Here is a 17,269-nt window from a genome sequence, read left to right as displayed (position 1 = left end):
GGGACTGTCCGTCGCTTTTGCTGCGTAGTGAACTGCGCGGTGAATGTGGCGGATCAGACATCCTTCATTCACTCAATGCAGGAAATGTTGTTATGAAAAAAACCATGGTTGCCGGTGCAGCCCTGATTTTCGTTGCTGTCTCTTCCAGTGCTTTTGCAGCCCCGGAAGACGCAGGTGCCGCAGCAGGCGCGCAGGCGGGAGCAATCTCCGCTGGCACGTCGACCGCTGTAGGTATCGGCGCACTTGGCGCGTTAGTCGGACTCGGCATTGCTGCTTCTGGCGGTGGTGACGGCGCAAATACCGGTACTACAACCACGACCACGACGAGCACCACTCGTTGATGGATACCCAGCAGGTGTTCGGGTGTCAGACAGCGGCGAACGGGCAACGGCGGAATCGCTGACCACGGTGAGTGATCTGCCGGGCAACGCAGTCTGCTGTACCGCCACGCGAACCCTGCGGGTATAGGATCTTTAAACATAACCACACGCCTGTGTGGTTATTTTTACTTTGGCATGACTTATCAGGGACACACAGTGCGCCAACTTCCTCTGCTGCTCGCTTGCCTGCTGCTGCAGGCCTGCACACAAACGCAAAAAGGCCTTGAACAGACCCTCATGCTGGCTGTTAACGGTCCGGATGACGTCACCGTCACCGACCAGCAGGTCAATGCATTACCCTACGCCAGCCTCTATGCCCGCCTCAATGAAGGCCCGCGCATCTTCGTGGTGCTTGGCTACAACGAAGCCGGCCAGCAGAAATGGGTGACGCAGGACCAGGCGATGCTGGTGACACAGCATGGCCGGCTGGTTAAAACGCTGGGACTCCCCGACAACCTGCTTAGCGTGAGTAATCTGCAGCAGGATCCGCTGGCAGACAGCCTGCACCTCAGCAACGGGGCCAGCTGGACCCGCATCGTGCAGTGGACCGAGCAGGGCAATATCCGCGGAGGGACGGTTCGGTCCACCTTCCAGCGCGGCATCGATGAAGTGCTGACCGTGGCAGGTAATCGTATCGCCTGTCGCGTCTGGCATGAGCAGGTGAGCCTCGACAGCAGCAACCGCGAGTGGGAAAACACGTTCTGGATCGATAACAGCAGCGGCGATGTGGTGCAGGCCCATCAGATGCTGGCGGCTGACGCCTTCCCCGTAGACATCACCATTCTGAAGCCGGCGAAATCATGAAAAAAATCACTTTCCTGCTGGCCGGATTGAGCCTGCTCAGCACCCCAGGCGCGCAGGCTGCTGCGCAGGTGACGGTACATGCGCCACACAATGGCGCACAGGCAGAACTGAGCCAGGTGCCCGATCTGGCGCAACTGGTCAGCCAGCCCGCCCTCCAGCAATCAATCGACTGGCGCAGCAGCGTGATTGCCGAACGCGGTGCCAGCGCCGTGGCACAGCAGCAGTATCAGCAGACGCTGGGCCAGTTACGCGCCTGGCGCGCCGACAGCAGTGGCGACCGTGCCGCCGCAATTGATGAGGTGCTCCGCCAGCTGAGCGCGATTAAGGTTACCGGCCGGCAGTTCACCTCGCTCGACCCGGACTGGGTGCGTCTGCATCCGGCCGATAATCGCCGCCTTGAAGGCAGCTACGATCTCTATCTGCAAACCCGGTCTGATTCGGTGTTACTGCTCGGCGCCCTGAGCGGCGCGGGCAAGGTCAGCTGGCAACCGGGCCGGTCGGTGCGCGAGTATCTGGCCGATCACCCACGCCTTTCCGGCGCGGAACGAAATTTTGCAACGGTTATCGCCCCCTCAGGTGCCACGCAACAGGTGCCGATTGCGTACTGGAACCACCGTCATGCTGAGGTGGAGCCGGGCAGCATTATCTGGCTGGGCTTCTCATCATGGAGCCTGCCAGGCGCCTATGACGACCTGAATAATCGCATCCTTTCCGTTCTGACTCACCGGATACCAGACTGATGAAAAAACGTTATCTCTTCAGCCTGTTGGCTGTTTCTGTGGCGACAGCCTGTCAGGTCGAGGCTGAAACCTGGCCCGCGCCGGTGGGTCCTTCCCAATCCGATTTCGGTGGTGTTGGCCTGATGCAGGTGCCGACAGCGCGCATGGCCAGAGAAGGCGAGTTCAGCCTTAACGCGCGCGACAACGATCAGTACCGCTATTACTCCGCGTCGCTGCAGCTGTTCCCGTGGCTGGAAACCACCGTGCGCTATACCGATGTGCGTACCCGCCGGTACAGCGCCGTGTCAGACTTCAGTGGCAATCAGAGTTACAAAGATAAAGCCTTCGATCTGAAACTGCGTCTGTGGCAGGAAGGTTTCTGGCTGCCGGAAGTGGCGCTGGGCACCCGCGATCTTGGCGGTACCGGGCTGTTCGACAGCGAATATCTGGTCGCCAGCAAAGCCTGGGGCCCGTTTGACTTCACGCTCGGCCTCGGCTGGGGCTATCTCGGCAACAGCGGCACGGTTAAAAACCCGTTCTGTTCCTACAGCGACAGCTACTGTCAGCGTCCGCGGGTTGGCGAAGCGGGCTCGATCAATGGCTCACAGATGTTCCATGGCCCAACGGCCCTGTTTGGCGGCGTCGAGTATCAGACGCCGTGGCAGCCGCTGCGGCTTAAGATGGAATATGAAGGCAACGATTATCAGGATGATTTCGCCGGCCGGCTGACGCAGAGCAGCAAGGTTAACGTCGGAGCCATCTACCGCGTAACCGACTGGGCAGACATCAATGCCAGCTACGAGCGCGGCAATACCTTTATGTTTGGTGTCACCATCCGCACCAACTTTAACGATCTGCGTCAGGCGCACATCGACAGCGAGAAACCAGCGTATAACCCGCAGCCTCAGCCGAAGCTGCTGGAGCCGACGGTGGTCGGTAATCAGCTGACTGACCTGAAGTACAATGCCGGACTCGACGGTCCACGCATTCAGACTAAAGGCCACACGCTGTATGTGTCGGGCGAGCAGACCAAATATCGCGACACCCAGGAAGGGGTCGATCGCGCTAACCGCATCGTCATGAATCATCTGCCGGCGGACATTGATACCATCAGCGTTACCGAGTCCCGCTTCAATATGCCGCAGGTCACCACCGTGACGCCGGTCGCCAGCCTGCACAATACCCTGGCGGGCTATCCGCTGGGTCACGAGCAGCCGCTGCAGCAGACGCGTGAAAATCCGGTTGATCCGGGTCAGACTGAGCAGGGAATGTTTATTCGTAAAGATCGCCTGAACTACAGTCTGTCACCGGTGCTTAATCAGTCGGTGGGCGGCCCGGAAAGCTTCTACATGTATCAGGTTGGCGTGATGGGTAACGTCGATTACTGGCTGACCGATCACCTGCTGGTGGGCGGTAGCCTGTTCGGCAACCTCGCTAATAACTATGACAAGTTCAACTACAACGGCGCGCCGGCGGACTCCAGCCTGCCCCGCGTGCGGACCCATATCCGCGACTACGTTGAGAACAACGTCTACGTTAACGATCTGCAGGCTAACTATATGGGCCACCTCGGCAATGGCTTCTACGGTCAGCTGTATGGCGGTTATCTCGAAACCATGTATGGCGGCGTGGGCGGCGAGCTGCTCTATCGTCCGGTCGATGCTAACTGGGCGGTGGGCGTTGATGCCAACTATGTCCGGCAGCGTGACTGGGACAACATGATGCAGTTTACCCGTTACAAAGCTTCCACCGGCAATCTGACCGCCTACTGGCGTCCGTGGTTTATGCAGGACGTGCTGGTCAAAACCAGCGTCGGTCAGTATCTGGCGAAAGATAAGGGCGTGACGGTAGACGTGTCGAAGCGCTTTGACAGCGGCGTGATGGTGGGTGTTTATGCCACCAAAACCAACGTGTCGTCTGAAGAGTATGGCGAAGGTGACTTCACCAAAGGGTTCTACATCTCGATTCCGATGGATCTGTTCACCGTTACCCCAACCCGCGGTCGTGCGCAGGTCAACTGGGTGCCGCTGACGCGTGACGGCGGTCAGATGCTGGGCCGTAAGTACCAGCTGTATGATCTGACGTCGGATCGCGACGCTCGCTTTAACTAAACAGAGGCGGCCTCCGGGCCGCTTCATGTGGCTGCCAGACGTAAAGCGATGGGAGCATACGCCTGAAGTAAAGCATAGCGGGCCAGGGATGGCCGCGCTGAGCCTGCCAGGGAGGGCGTTGTGGTGTCTTTGCGAAAGACATATGCTCCCTGAGCCTGCTTAGGGAACCCGGTCAGATCGTAAAGAGGCTAATGCCAATCCCTGGCCGCTCGGCCCGCGCCATCCATGGCTCGGGACGCTTTCCTCATCTGCCCGGGTTCCCTGCGCGTTGAGTTTATTCCTTGCGACCCGATTCACCCGAATTTGGGTTTGTCAGTAGTCTTAAGCGGCCATCAGGCCGCTTTTTTGTTTAGTCCGCGTCGTAGCCGAGATTTGGTGCCAGCCAGCGCTCACTGTCATGGTAAAAATGAAGTTATTGCTCAGACCGAAAAGTAAAACGCCCTGAAATGGCATGCTGACTGGATCAAGCTTAAATTCAAAACATTCACACCCGCTTTTATTTTTGGTGGTGGCAACTATCGAACATTCCCTGCTTCGCTATCATCAGACATATTTCATTACCCAGCGGACTGTTCTAATCTGCTAACTAGGTTCGTAAACATGCGCTTTTATCCTTATTGTCTGGTGTTATGATCTCTTATACTCATCGGATACGCTGACAAGCTGGGAAATTAACAGGTACATTTAAATACTAGCGAATTATTCGCGTTAGCGAGAAATTTGTGACTACTCCTGTATATTTTGCATTTCTGGCTAACAGGTGGAAATATCTATGAAGCTCTCATTGATTTTTCCCACCGGGATGTTAATTATATGTTACCGAAAGTTCATGTCGTCAACTCATCTCAGGGAAGTTTTTTAACTTTCGGGAATGATGCTATTTCTCAACATCTTTTCACTCATGGCAATTGGGAAAGCTGGTTGGTTCCAATCACTAATGAATTCATTCAGGGTTTCATTGCTCCTGTCGTTTTTGATCTGGGTGCAAACCTCGGAGCTTATACTGTCCCTATAGCACTACAGGTTGAAAAACAAAAAGGCCAGGTTTACGCGTTTGAGCCACAAAAAACCATTTATTATCAATTGTGTGGTAATATTTTCCTTAACCGACTGGATAATGTTACCGCGCTTAATTACGCCGTTGGTCATCATTCCTGCTTTATAGACATTGCAGTACCTGATTACCATAAAACGCATAATATTGGCGCGTTTTCTATGGATGAACAGTTCCGTACTGAGTTAGGCACTCAAGCATCCATGAGTAATGAAAAAGATAGCATACAACTGGTGAAGTTAGACGATATTATCCCCGATAACAAAGTCCGCTTCCTTAAAATTGATGTGGAAGGGTTAGAAATTGATGTGCTGAGAGGCGCATTAAACTTTCTGGAACAGAATAATTTCCCACCTTTTTCTTTTGAAGCCTGGAGTCTCCCATGGTTTAGCGAAAAAAGACGTGAGTTGCTAACATTTATTTTGCAATTGGGTTACCAGATTGAACACATCCAGATGGATGATTATGTGGCTCACCATCCTGCAAATGAGGCTAAAGTCGAGTTTGTGCGCGACCAAAAAAAATGTTTACAGAAAATACATCGAATCGGATAAGAACCCTTCAGCTTTATTATCAGATTGTTATCTTACCTATGGGGTTGTTGTTCTGGCCCTCTGGCAGCCATATTGCATCGAGTGTGTTCTCAGCTAATTGTTCTGAAACTCTTCTTTAAAAATGAGAATAATTCGAAGAACTGTTTTCTGCCTGGCTGATGGATGAACCGCCATTTAATAACCCTCCGTATTATTGAAACAGAAAAAATGCATATATTTCTCTTCCAGAAGTAACGTTTTAGGTTGTTGTTTCTACCTTATGGGACATAGTCGATGACTGAATTTTTACGTATCAAGGGAATGCACCAATTCTATCGGGATGTTTTTACCCGAGATATTTATCTACCCGAAGCGGATATTATGCCAGAACATGTTGTGGCAAAGATCCTCAGTGGCAAATTTACTATTTCTGACGAGCAACCTGAAACCATCATTCATGCATTTGATACCGGACTCGACGTGAAAAAAGATGGCGCACTAAAAAAAATGCTTTGCGCTATCGCTATTGCAAATGGAGCACTTGATGAGCACAATGAAGGATACCAACGTCAACTCCCTGCCGGGTTGAGCGCCCAGGTCATTAACTACCTCAGTTCCGCTCTTGAAGCCAATAATAATATTAACTATCTGATTGCCGCAATTCAGATATTATTCCGTATTAATGAAATCAGTTCTGCAATATCTTTGATTGAGCAAAATTTTTCAGCAATCGATAAATTCGAACCGGTACTGAAAATACTTCTGCTCATTAGTTTGATGGAGCGAGACTATATCCTGGCACTGGATATGATTAAGCTGCTGGTTTCGAAAGGCGCACATCTTGTGGGAGATATGACCACGAGACTGATGATAACCTGTGGTCTTTACCAGGCTGGCGGTATGCCTGAAAAGTTTATAGATTTCCGGCCGCTCAACGATAGCGGCTATTACCTTGATTACTCAAGCTACACGTGGTTACTTAAAAAAGAATCAACAAACAAAACCACAGTGCTTATAGCTTGCGATAAGCATTATTATTTTGAGCATGCCTTGCCGTCGATATATTCGATTTACGCAACAAACCGCGATGAACTGGATGTGCATCTGCATCTCTATAACAGCGATAATGAAGTTAATGATAGTGTAATGTCACTTCGTCAACAGTTGCCTGAGTTACATATCTCTGCAAGTCTGGAAAATATCCCTGCTAATGGCGCGATGAACGTTTTTTACGCCTGTCGTCGGTTCGTTTTCCTCAGCTATGCGCTAAAAAACTTTAATACGCCAATCCTTGTTCTGGATGCAGATGTGTTGATACGCAAGCGCTGGAGCCTGCCGGAATCACCAGCCTCTACACTGCTGTTAATGAAAGGCAATTCCTCGCCATTCTGGGAGGAGGTCCTGGGTGGTCTTTTGTATGCAGAACCCAATGATGTAGCCCAGAAGTATTTTGACGTGGTAGCACATTTTATCGATGTGAACCTTAAAGCCGGCAATTACGTCTGGTTCCTGGATCAGGTAGCGCTGTCTGCGAGTTTAGATAGGCTGACGGAGAGGGAGCAGATGATGGTTTCCCGTCCGGCAAACGCCTCTCTAATCGATCTTAATCACAACAGTGATGTTTTCTGCTGGGCGGTTACGACGGTTAAAAACGCAGAAGGGCCCTATAAGCAATATAAATTATCGCTTATTGAAAAATATCAGCATTAACCATTTTCTCAAGTGCCTGCAGGCGATCGATCTCTCACCAGGCTGGTGAAAAAGATGCTATCCGATAGCGTTTGAAACGAACGTTATATACCCGATAAGGGCGCATTACGCCAAGGCCAGATAATCTGGCAAAGGAAGTGCGGTCTGTCTGACATGCTGAGGATTACACTCACGATCCCGCTAACGCTGGCCGCGATCGGCTGAACGCCTCAGACAGCGGGCAAACCCAAGTCAAGGTGAATCTGGCCGCAATAACTAAGCTGCCCAGACAACAGCGGCAAAGCAGGAAAGCGCCCCGCGCCATGAACAAAATCACGGGCGCGTTTTGAACAACGCAAAGCGTTGGTCCGGCTACGGTCGCACCTCAGGGATGAGGTGCGTAATCGTGCGGGGCGAGCGGCCAGCGACTGGCGTTAGCGTCTTTCCGACCTGACCGCGTATCCTGCGCAGGCTCGATTTCACAGCTGACGGCGCCAGACGGTGTAACAACCTCAGGCGGCCATCAGGCCGCTTTTTTGTTTAGTCCGCGTCGTAGCCGAGATTGGGTGCCAGCCAGCGCTCGACCTCGGTCACTGACATCCCTTTACGCGCCGCATAATCCTCCACCTGATCGCGCTGAATCTGCGCCACAGCGAAGTAGCGACTGTCAGGATGGCTGAAGTACCAGCCTGATACTGCCGCGCCTGGCCACATCGCAAAGGATTCAGTCAGCTGCATGCCGGTCTGCCTTTCCACCTCCAGCAGGGTCCAGATTGCCGCTTTCTCAGTGTGCTCGGGACAGGCCGGGTAGCCTGGCGCCGGCCGTATGCCCTGATAGTTTTCGCGAATCAGCTCTTCATTACTGAGGTTTTCGTTGGGCGCGAAGCCCCAGATCACTTTACGCACGCGTTCATGCAGATATTCCGCAAAGGCTTCAGCCAGACGGTCAGCCAGCGCTTTCACCATGATCTTGTTGTAGTCGTCATGCTGACGATCGTACGCCTCCGCCAGCGCATCCTCTTCCAGTCCGCCGGTCACCGCGAAGGCACCGAGATAGTCCGCTTTGCCGCTGGATTTAGGTGCGACAAAGTCCGCCAGACAGTAGTTGGCGAAGTCGGTTTTTTCGGTCTGCTGGCGTAAGTGATGACTCACTACCAGTAGCTCACTGCGGCGCTCATCGCGATAGATCTCGATGTCATCGCCGACCCGGTTAGCCGGGAAAATACCGACCACGCCGCGCGGTTTCAGCAGCGCCTGCTGGCTTAGCTGGTCCAGCATCGCATTCGCATCGGCGAACAGACGCTGCGCCTCTTCGCCGACCACCTCATCTTCCAGGATGCGCGGATACTTACCCGCCAGCGACCAGGTCATGAAGAACGGCGTCCAGTCAATGTAGTTGCGCAGCGTTTCAATACTGGCCTCGACCTGACTGACCCCGAGACGATGCGGCACCGGCGGCGTATAGCTCTGCCAGTCAATCGAGGTGGCGTTGTCGCGGGCCGCCTGCAACGATACCGGCGGGGTGCGCGGTTTTTTACGCGCGTGCTGGATACGCACGGTTTCGTACTCTTTGCGGGTCCGCGCCACAAAATCCTCTTTCAGCGTGGCGGAAAGCAGTGACGAGACCACGCCAACGGTACGTGAGGCGTTCTGCACGTAGACCGTCGGACCGCTGTAGTTCTGCTCAATTTTGACCGCCGTATGCGCTTTAGAGGTGGTCGCGCCGCCGATCAGCAGCGGTAAAGTGAAGCCCTGACGCTCCATCTCTTTCGCCATATTGACCATCTCATCCAGCGACGGTGTAATCAGGCCCGACAGGCCAATGATGTCGGCATTCACTTCGCGGGCCGTTTTCAGGATCTTCTCGCCTGGCACCATTACGCCGAGGTCAATAATTTCGTAGTTGTTGCACTGCAGCACTACGCCAACGATGTTTTTACCAATGTCGTGAACGTCGCCTTTGACCGTGGCCAGCACGATTTTGCCGTTGCTGCGCCCCGCCTCTTTGCTGGCTTCGATAAAGGGTTCCAGATAAGCCACCGCCTGCTTCATCACCCGTGCCGATTTCACCACCTGCGGCAGGAACATTTTGCCTTCGCCAAACAGATCGCCAACCACGTTCATGCCGGACATCAGCGGGCCTTCAATCACCTCTATCGGACGCGGCACCTGCTGGCGCGCCTCTTCGGTATCCTGTTCAATGAATTCGGTTATGCCTTTGACCAGTGAATATTCCAGCCGCTTCACCACGTCCCAGCTGCGCCACTCCGCCAGCTGTTTTTCCTGAGCACCGTCGCTTTTGCCGCCACGGTATTTTTCCGCCAGATCCAGCAACCGCTCGGTCCCGTCATCACGGCGATTGAGGATCACATCTTCTACCGCGTCGCGCAGTTCCGCCGGCAGATCGTCATAAATCGCCAGCTGGCCGGCGTTGACAATGCCCATATCCATGCCGTTGCGGATGGCGTAGTAGAGGAATACCGCGTGTATCGCTTCGCGCACCGGATCGTTGCCGCGGAATGAAAACGACACGTTGGAGACGCCACCGGAGATCATCGCATGTGGCAGCTCGCGCTTGATATCTTCACAGGCACCGATGAAATCCATCGCGTAGTTGTTGTGTTCATCAATGCCGGTCGCCACCGCAAAAATGTTGGGGTCGAAGATGATATCTTCCGGCGGGAAACCGACCTGCTCCGTCAGGATGCGATAGGCGCGGCGACAAATCTCAATCTTACGGGCGCGGGTATCCGCCTGGCCCACCTCATCAAATGCCATCACTACCATCGCCGCACCGTAGCGGCGGACCTGGCGCGCATGATGAATAAAGGCCGCTTCCCCCTCTTTCATCGAGATGGAGTTAACGATGCCTTTACCCTGAATGCACTGTAACCCTTTTTCGATCACCTCCCACTTTGAGGAGTCGATCATGATTGGGACGCGGGCAATATCCGGCTCACCGGCGATCAGATTGAGGAAGCGCACCATCGCCGCTTCGGCGTCGAGCATTCCTTCATCCATATTGATGTCGATGATCTGAGCACCGCTTTCAACCTGCTGCAACGCCACTTCCAGCGCTTCGTTATATTTCTCTTCTTTAATCAGCCGCTTGAATTTTGCTGAACCGGTGACGTTGGTCCGTTCGCCGACGTTAACAAACAGCGATTCTGCGGTAATGTTGAGCGGCTCAAGACCGGCCAGACGACAGGCAACCGGGATCGTCGGCAGCTTACGCGGCGCCACGCCCTCAACGGCCGCCACCATGGCGGCGATATGCTGCGGTGTGGTCCCGCAACAGCCACCGATAATATTCAGAAAACCCGAAGTCGCCCATTCGCCAATCTGCTGCGCCATCAGCTCCGCATCCAGATCGTATTCGCCAAAGGCATTGGGTAAACCAGCATTCGGGTGCGCAGTGACGTAACCCTCGGCGATGCGCGACAGCTCCGCCACATACTGGCGCAGCTCGTCCGGGCCGAGGGCGCAGTTCAGGCCAAAGGAGAGCGGCTCAGCGTGACGCAGGGAGTTGTAAAAGGCCTCGGTGGTCTGGCCGGAGAGCGTCCGACCGGAGGCATCGGTGATGGTGCCTGAAATCATCAGCGGCAGCGTCACGCCGAGCGCTTCCATCTCGGTCTGGACCGCATAGATCGCCGCTTTGGCATTCAGGGTATCGAACACCGTTTCGATCATGATGATGTCACAGCCGCCTTCCACCAGCGCCCGGGTCGATTCGCGGTAGGCGTCCACCAGCTGATTAAAAGTGACGTTACGGAAGGCGGGATCGTTTACATCGGGCGAGATCGAGCAGGTACGGTTTGTCGGCCCCAGCACGCCCGCGACGTAACGTGGGCGATCCGGCGTTTTTGCCGTCCATTCATTGGCGCAGGCACGTGCCAGCCGGGCCGCCTCGTAGTTGATCTCGGCCGATAACGCTTCCATCTGATAATCCGCCATCGCAATGGTGGTGGCGTTAAAGGTATTGGTTTCGAGAATATCGGCACCGGCGGCCAGATAGGCGTTGTGGATCTCGCGGATCACCGCTGGTTTACTCAATACCAGCAGATCGTTGTTGCCCTGAAGATCGCAGGGCCAGTCGGCAAAACGGCTGCCGCGAAAATCCTGCTCATCCAGCTTATAGCTCTGGATCATGGTGCCCATACCGCCGTCCAACACCATAATGCGTTGGGCGAGCTGCTGGTGTAGCGCTTCGATTTTATTGATCACTGTTGGCTCATCCACGTCAATCTGCTGGCTGAAATAGCTTTGAATCATTCTGTCATAAGCGGGTTAACCGACAAAGCAACCTTAGCTGAGACATTTTCAGGTCGACCGCCAACAGGTCTGACCAGAAAACCAGCGTTTGCAAAGCGCGTGATTAAAACGAAAATGATTTCCACATTCCTAAGGAGATTTGATCATGGCGACGCCTGTTCCCGTTAAGCGCGGCAAAAAACCTCGCGGCACTGCCGCCACTGCCGCACCCGCGGGCGGCCAGGTGCAATCCCTGACTCGCGGCCTGACACTGCTGGAGCTGATTGCCGATTCCCACGGCAGCGTGGCGCTGACCGAACTGGCACAGCAGGCAGGTTTGCCTAACTCCACCACTCATCGTCTGCTCAGCACCATGCAGCAGCAGGGCTTTGTCCGCCAGGTGGGCGATCTGGGGCTGTGGACCATCGGAGCACATGCCTTTGTGGTGGGCAGCAGCTTCCTGCAGAGTCGCAATCTGCTGTCGCTGGTGCATCCGGTGCTGCGCAGCCTGATGGACGCCTCGGGCGAAACGGTCAATCTGGCGGTGCTGGATCTCAGCGATCATCAGGCGGTGATCATCGATCAGGTGCAGTGTACCCAGCTGATGCGCATGTCCGCGCCGATTGGCGGCAAGCTGCCGATGCACGCCTCGGGTGCCGGCAAAGCGTTTCTGGCCCATCTCAGCGATGAACAGGTCACGACGCTGCTGCATCAGAAAGGGTTGCATTACTACACGCCGAAGACCCTGATGTCGCCGCAGAGCCTGAAAGAGAATCTGGCGCAGGTACGTAAAGCGGGCTTCTCATTTGATGATGAAGAGCATGCGCTCGGACTGCGCTGTGTCGCGGCGCCAATTTATGACGAACACGGCGAGGCGTTTGCAGCTCTCTCTATCTCCGGTCCGATCGCCCGGATGACCGACGATCGTATTACCGAACTGGGTGCGCTGGTGATCCGTGAAGCACGTCAGGTCACGCTGGCGTACAGTGGTCGCTGACCGCCTCCGTCGCGTAGCGCACGCAGAAGCGCTGCGCCTGCCGCCAGGCGATCACCTCTTCTACGTGCCCCCCGGCAATGCGTTGTTGCTGGGCTCGCCACCAGCGGGCCTCAAAGATCTCCGGATGCAGTTCCAGCAGCAAAGCACCGATGGCAGTGTCGCTGCATAGGGCGTAGCGGAAGGTTTCCGGAAATACATCGTCCGGCCCGACGCTGTACCAGGGTTCGGCGCTGAGTTCATCCTCTTCGTAGCGCGCGGCCGGCACCTCACGAAAGTGCAGCTCCTGCATCGGCCGGATCTCATCGTAGTCGTAAAACACCACCCGGCCATGGCGGGTTATGCCGAAGTTTTTAAACAGCATGTCGCCCGGGAAGATATTCGCTGCCGCCAGCTGCCGGATGGCATTGCCATACTCCTCAATCGCCTGACGCCGTTGTCCGGCACTGGCCTGCGCCAGATAGAGGTTAAGCGGCTGCATGCGGCGTTCGAGCCACAGGTGCCGAATGATCAGCCGGTCGCCTTCAATCTTCAGCTTCTCCGCCGCGCAGGCGTTAAGCTCGGCCAGCAGTTCAGGCGAGATACGCGCCAGCGGCAGCGCGAACTGCTCAAACTCCTGAGTATCCACCATTCGTCCGACGCGATCGTGCTCTTTAACCTGCTGATAGCAGGCGCGCACCTGGGCCTCCGTTACCTCTTTTTGCGGCGCGAAGCGATCTTTAATCACTTTAAACACCCGATCAAAGCCAGGCAGCGTGAAGACCAGCATCACCATGCCGCGAATGCCAGGTGCGATCTCAAATTCAGCTTCACTCTGTTCCAGCGCCTGCAGGTATTCGCGGTAACTTTCGGTCTTGCCATGCTTCTGGCAGCCAATCGCCATATAACGTTCGGCCAGCGTTTTGCCTGGCAGAATCGGCTGCAGCCACGCCACCAGCGCTGCGGGCATCGGCGCATAAACCATGAAATACGCGCGGGCGAAACCAAACACAATACTGGCGTCATCCACATCGGTCAGACAGGTATCGATCCACAGTTCGCCCGTCGCGCTGCGCTGAATCGGCAACAGACAGGGATGGATGGCATCCGGCAGGTGCAGACGCGCCACCAGCCATGCAGTTTTATTGCGATAAAACAGTTCGCAACTGACCTCAAGCCAGCCCTGCTCCAGCTGCGGAAACTGCGTCTGCAGGTGGCGCACAATCCACCCGATATCACGTTCGCGAAGCTGCCATGGCAAGGTTAACGGTAAATCGCGCAGCACCTGTCCGATCAACGCCTGCCAGCCCTGCTGTGGCTGATAGCCGCGCGCCAGCGGCCGCGACGGGCTTATCTGCGCTGACGGTGACTGCGAACTGAAGATAAACAGCCGTTCCGGCTGCAGATCGGCATGACCGTGCAGCCGACAGTAAACCGAATTGAAGAAACTCTCGGCAATTTCATAGCGCGGATAGCCAGGCAATAAGCTTTCATACTGGCCCTTTACCCGTAGCCAGAACGCCTCATCCCAGCAGGCTGCGCCGTTCAGCACCCGCAGTTGATCGGCGACCAGACCGACATGATGATCGTAGAGATGGATTCTTGCTTTCATGGCCTGCTGCACCGCCTGCCATTCAGCCTGTTCAAAGCGCTGCTGGGCCCCGGCCGTGATGTCGAGAAAGCGGCCATATTGTGCGTCGAAGCCCTGCAGGATGGTGTGCGCAATCAGCGATTCGCGTGGCGGCATAATCAGCTCCGATAAAAGCCCGCCGGCAACCAGCCGGGCGGGAGGCTGTCAGGGATTTACTCAGAACTGGTGCTCTTCGGTCGAACCGGTCAGCGCTGTTACCGACGATTTACCGCCTTGGATGGTGGTGGTGACCCGATCAAAATAGCCGGTGCCCACTTCCTGCTGATGCGATGAGAAGCTGTAACCGCGATCTCGCGCGGCAAATTCAGGCTGCTGCACTTTCTCAACGTAGTGGCGCATGCCCTCGCCCTGCGCATAGGCGTGGGCCAGGTCAAACATGTTGAACCACATGCTGTGAATCCCGGCCAGCGTGATGAACTGGAAGCGATAGCCCATCTCGCTGAGCGCTTGCTGAAACTGTGCGATGGTGCGATCGTCGAGATTCTTTTTCCAGTTGAACGATGGCGAACAGTTGTAGGCCAGCAATTTACCGGGATAGTGGGCGTGGATGGCATCGGCAAAACGTTGCGCCATGGCCAGATCGGGCGTCGAGGTTTCACACCACAGAATGTCAGCGTAAGGGGCATAGGCCAGACCGCGGCTGATCGCCTGCTCGATACCGGCATTGGTGCGGAAGAACCCCTCTGCGGTGCGGTCGCCACTGATGAAAGGACGATCGTATTCATCGCAGTCGGAGGTAATTAAATCGGCCGCATCGGCATCGGTGCGCGCCAGCAGCAGCGTGGGTACGCCCATGACATCGGCCGCCAGTCGGGCAGCCACCAGTTTTTGTATCGCTTCCTGCGTCGGTACCAGTACTTTACCGCCCATATGACCGCATTTTTTCACCGCCGCCAGCTGATCTTCAAAATGGACAGCCGCCGCTCCCGCCTGAATCATCGCCTTCATCAGCTCAAACGCATTCAGCACGCCGCCGAAGCCCGCCTCGGCATCGGCAACGATCGGCAGAAAGAAGTCGGTATAGCGACTGTCACCCGCTTCAATCCCGCTGGACCACTGAATCTGGTCGGCGCGCTGAAAGGTCTGATTAATGCGCGTCACCACTTCAGGTACCGAGTTAACCGGATAGAGCGACTGATCGGGGTACATCTGTCCCGCCACGTTGGCGTCGGCAGCCACCTGCCAGCCAGAGAGATAGATCGCCTCGATACCGGCCTTTGCCTGCTGTAATGCCTGCCCGCCGCTTAACGCGCCCAGACTATTGATGTAACCCTTCTTCGCGTCTCCGTTGAGCAGCGCCCACAGTTTTTCCGCACCGCGCTGGGCCAGAGTGCAGGCGGGCTGTACCGAGCCGCGCAAATTTACCACCTCTGCCGCACTGTAAGGACGGGTGATGCCTTCCCAGCGCGGGTGCTGCCAGTGCTGCTCGAGTTGCTGAATTTGTTGAGTTCGTGTCATGGCAATGTCTCCAGGAGTCAGGGGATCAGGCGGTAGCCCGGCAGAGTAAGGAATGAGACCAGCTCGCGTTCGGTGGTGATTTGCGCCATCAGCTGTGCCGCTTCGCCATAGCGACCGGCACTGAACCGGGCTTCGCCCAGGCTCTGCTGCAACAGATGGAGTTCTTCGTTCAGCCAGCGCAGGAACAGTTCAGCGGTGACCTGCTGACCACTGCTCAGGGTTTGCTGATGACGTATCCATTGCCAGATTGAGGTGCGGGCAATCTCGGCCGTGGCGGCATCTTCCATCAGGCCATCAATCGGCACGCAGCCGTTGCCGCTGATCCAGGCTTCAAGGTATTGCAGTGCTACGCGAATATTGGCGCGCATACCCGCTTCAGTGCGTTCACCGCTGCAGGGCGCCAGCAGCGTGGTCGCGTCGATCGGCGCATCCTCTTCCCGTGTGACTGATAGCTGGTTAGGCCGGTTGCCCAGCACCGCATCAAATACTGCCATCGCGGTGTCCGCCAGCCCGGGATGGGCGATCCAGGTGCCATCATGACCGTTGTTCGCTTCGCGCTGTTTATCTTCTGTAACGCGTTGCAGTACCCAGGCATTACGCGCCGGATCTTTACTCGGGATCAGCGCTGACATGCCACCCATCGCAAACGCGCCGCGCCGATGACAGGTTTTGATCAGCAGGCGTGAATAGGCGTCCAGAAAAGGCTGAGACATAGTGACGGACTGGCGATCCGGCAGTACCCGATCCGCATGCTGTTTCAGCGTTTTGATATAGCTGAAGATGTAGTCCCAGCGCCCACAGTTAAGGCCAACGATGTGATCGCGCAGATTCCACAAGATCTCATCCATCTGGAAGACCGCCGGCAGGGTTTCAATCAGCACCGTGGCTTTGATGGTGCCGCGCGGCAGATCGAATCGATCCTCGCTGAAGCTGAAGATCTCACGCCACCAGGCGACCTCCTGCCAGCTTTCGGTTTTGGGCAGATAGAAATAGGGGCCGCTGCCCTTCGCCAGCAACGGGTGAACGTTGTGAAAGAAATAGAGCGCGAAATCAAATAGCCCGGCGGGAATCGGATTGCCCTGCCAGCTGACGTGTTTTTCCGACAGGTGCAGGCCACGCACCCGACACATCAGCACGGCGGGATCGGCACGCAGCTGGTAAATTTTGCCGGCGTCGCTGGTATAGCTCAAAGTGCCCTGTACCGCTTCACGCAGGGTCAGCTGCCCCTCAATCAGCTTATTCCACTCCGGTGACAGCGAGTCCTCAAAATCCGCCATAAACACTTTTACGTTCGCATTCAGGGCGTTAATAACCATTTTGCGATCCGGCGGACCGGTGATCTCGACCCGTCGATCCTGCAAATCTTTTGGAATCGAACGGATCGCCCAATTACTTGCTCGAATGGAAGCTGTTTCCATATCTAAGTCGGGCAGATAACCCTGATCGTACTGTTGCTGTCGCAGCTGGCGGGCCGTCAGTAACGCGTCGCGCTGTGAGGCAAAGCGCGTAACCAGCGCATCTAAAAACAGAATCGCCTCGGCAGTCAGCAGCTGCTGTTCGGCGTGGTTAAAGGGCTGGCTGAAGGTCAGAGTATGGCTGATCACAGAATCTGTCATGCTGGCGCTCTCCTGTATTCAGAGGATCGA

The 17,269-nt window shown here is 55.6% G+C and carries 11 protein-coding genes; 7 read left to right on the top strand and 4 right to left on the bottom strand.

What is annotated here, in order from left to right:
- The first annotated feature begins 92 nt into the window (after positions 1–92).
- The 6 genes from yjbE to AC6I8I_RS01175 all read left to right on the top strand — a co-directional run bounded on the left by yjbE (position 93) and on the right by AC6I8I_RS01175 (position 7,311).
- Entirely contained in the window at positions 93–341 is a 249-nt protein-coding gene (gene yjbE, locus AC6I8I_RS01200) for an exopolysaccharide production protein YjbE (RefSeq protein WP_031375538.1), read from the top strand.
- 195 nt (positions 342–536) lie between these two features.
- Positions 537–1,184 carry a YjbF family lipoprotein gene (locus tag AC6I8I_RS01195; RefSeq protein ID WP_312057295.1) on the top strand — a complete coding sequence of 216 codons (648 nt, stop codon included), beginning with the start codon at positions 537–539 and terminating at the stop codon, positions 1,182–1,184.
- Positions 1,181–1,924, top strand: a complete 744-nt coding sequence (locus AC6I8I_RS01190) for a capsule biosynthesis GfcC family protein (RefSeq protein ID WP_312057297.1) — start codon at positions 1,181–1,183, stop codon at positions 1,922–1,924. The genes AC6I8I_RS01195 and AC6I8I_RS01190 overlap by 4 nt, the downstream gene beginning before the upstream one ends.
- Positions 1,924–4,014: a YjbH domain-containing protein gene (locus AC6I8I_RS01185; protein WP_312057299.1), complete on the top strand. Its 2,091-nt coding sequence runs from the start codon at positions 1,924–1,926 to the stop codon at positions 4,012–4,014. Before AC6I8I_RS01190 ends, AC6I8I_RS01185 begins: the two co-directional genes overlap by 1 nt.
- 813 nt (positions 4,015–4,827) lie before the next feature.
- Positions 4,828–5,622 (top strand): FkbM family methyltransferase, encoded by a 795-nt coding sequence (locus AC6I8I_RS01180; RefSeq protein WP_312760419.1) that lies wholly within the window; start codon positions 4,828–4,830, stop codon positions 5,620–5,622.
- A gap of 273 nt (positions 5,623–5,895) precedes the next feature.
- Entirely contained in the window at positions 5,896–7,311 is a 1,416-nt protein-coding gene (locus tag AC6I8I_RS01175) for a hypothetical protein (RefSeq protein WP_312057302.1), read from the top strand.
- 519 nt (positions 7,312–7,830) lie between these two features.
- Here the strand turns inward: AC6I8I_RS01175 and metH are convergent.
- On the bottom strand, positions 7,831–11,562 hold the full coding sequence (gene metH / locus AC6I8I_RS01170) for a methionine synthase (RefSeq protein WP_409456015.1): 3,732 nt from the start codon (positions 11,560–11,562) through the stop codon (positions 7,831–7,833).
- 145 nt (positions 11,563–11,707) lie between these two features.
- Here metH and iclR point away from each other — a divergent pair, with 145 nt between their 5' ends.
- A complete protein-coding gene (gene iclR / locus AC6I8I_RS01165; RefSeq protein ID WP_312057303.1) occupies positions 11,708–12,538 on the top strand; it encodes a glyoxylate bypass operon transcriptional repressor IclR in 831 nt (276 codons plus the stop codon).
- Here iclR and aceK read toward each other — a convergent pair.
- The 3 genes from aceK to aceB are packed head-to-tail and all read right to left on the bottom strand — an operon-like array spanning position 12,513 to position 17,239.
- The gene (aceK, locus tag AC6I8I_RS01160; RefSeq protein WP_312057304.1) at positions 12,513–14,261 is read right to left on the bottom strand and encodes a bifunctional isocitrate dehydrogenase kinase/phosphatase; all 1,749 of its coding nucleotides are present in this window, start codon (positions 14,259–14,261) and stop codon (positions 12,513–12,515) included. The genes iclR and aceK overlap by 26 nt on opposite strands.
- Positions 14,262–14,321: 60 nt before the next feature.
- Complete coding sequence (gene aceA, locus AC6I8I_RS01155; protein WP_312057305.1) at positions 14,322–15,623, bottom strand: isocitrate lyase; 1,302 nt, start codon at positions 15,621–15,623, stop codon at positions 14,322–14,324.
- A 17-nt stretch (positions 15,624–15,640) separates the two neighbouring features.
- The gene (gene aceB / locus AC6I8I_RS01150) at positions 15,641–17,239 is read right to left on the bottom strand and encodes a malate synthase A (RefSeq protein ID WP_497828246.1); all 1,599 of its coding nucleotides are present in this window, start codon (positions 17,237–17,239) and stop codon (positions 15,641–15,643) included.
- Between the last annotated feature and the right edge of the window lie 30 nt (positions 17,240–17,269).

The sequence above is a fragment of the Pantoea sp. X-Soil-YNGN-775 genome (genome assembly GCF_059730575.1).
The sequence above is the reverse complement of the archived record's forward strand: the minus strand, read 5'-3'. Positions and strand labels throughout refer to the sequence as shown.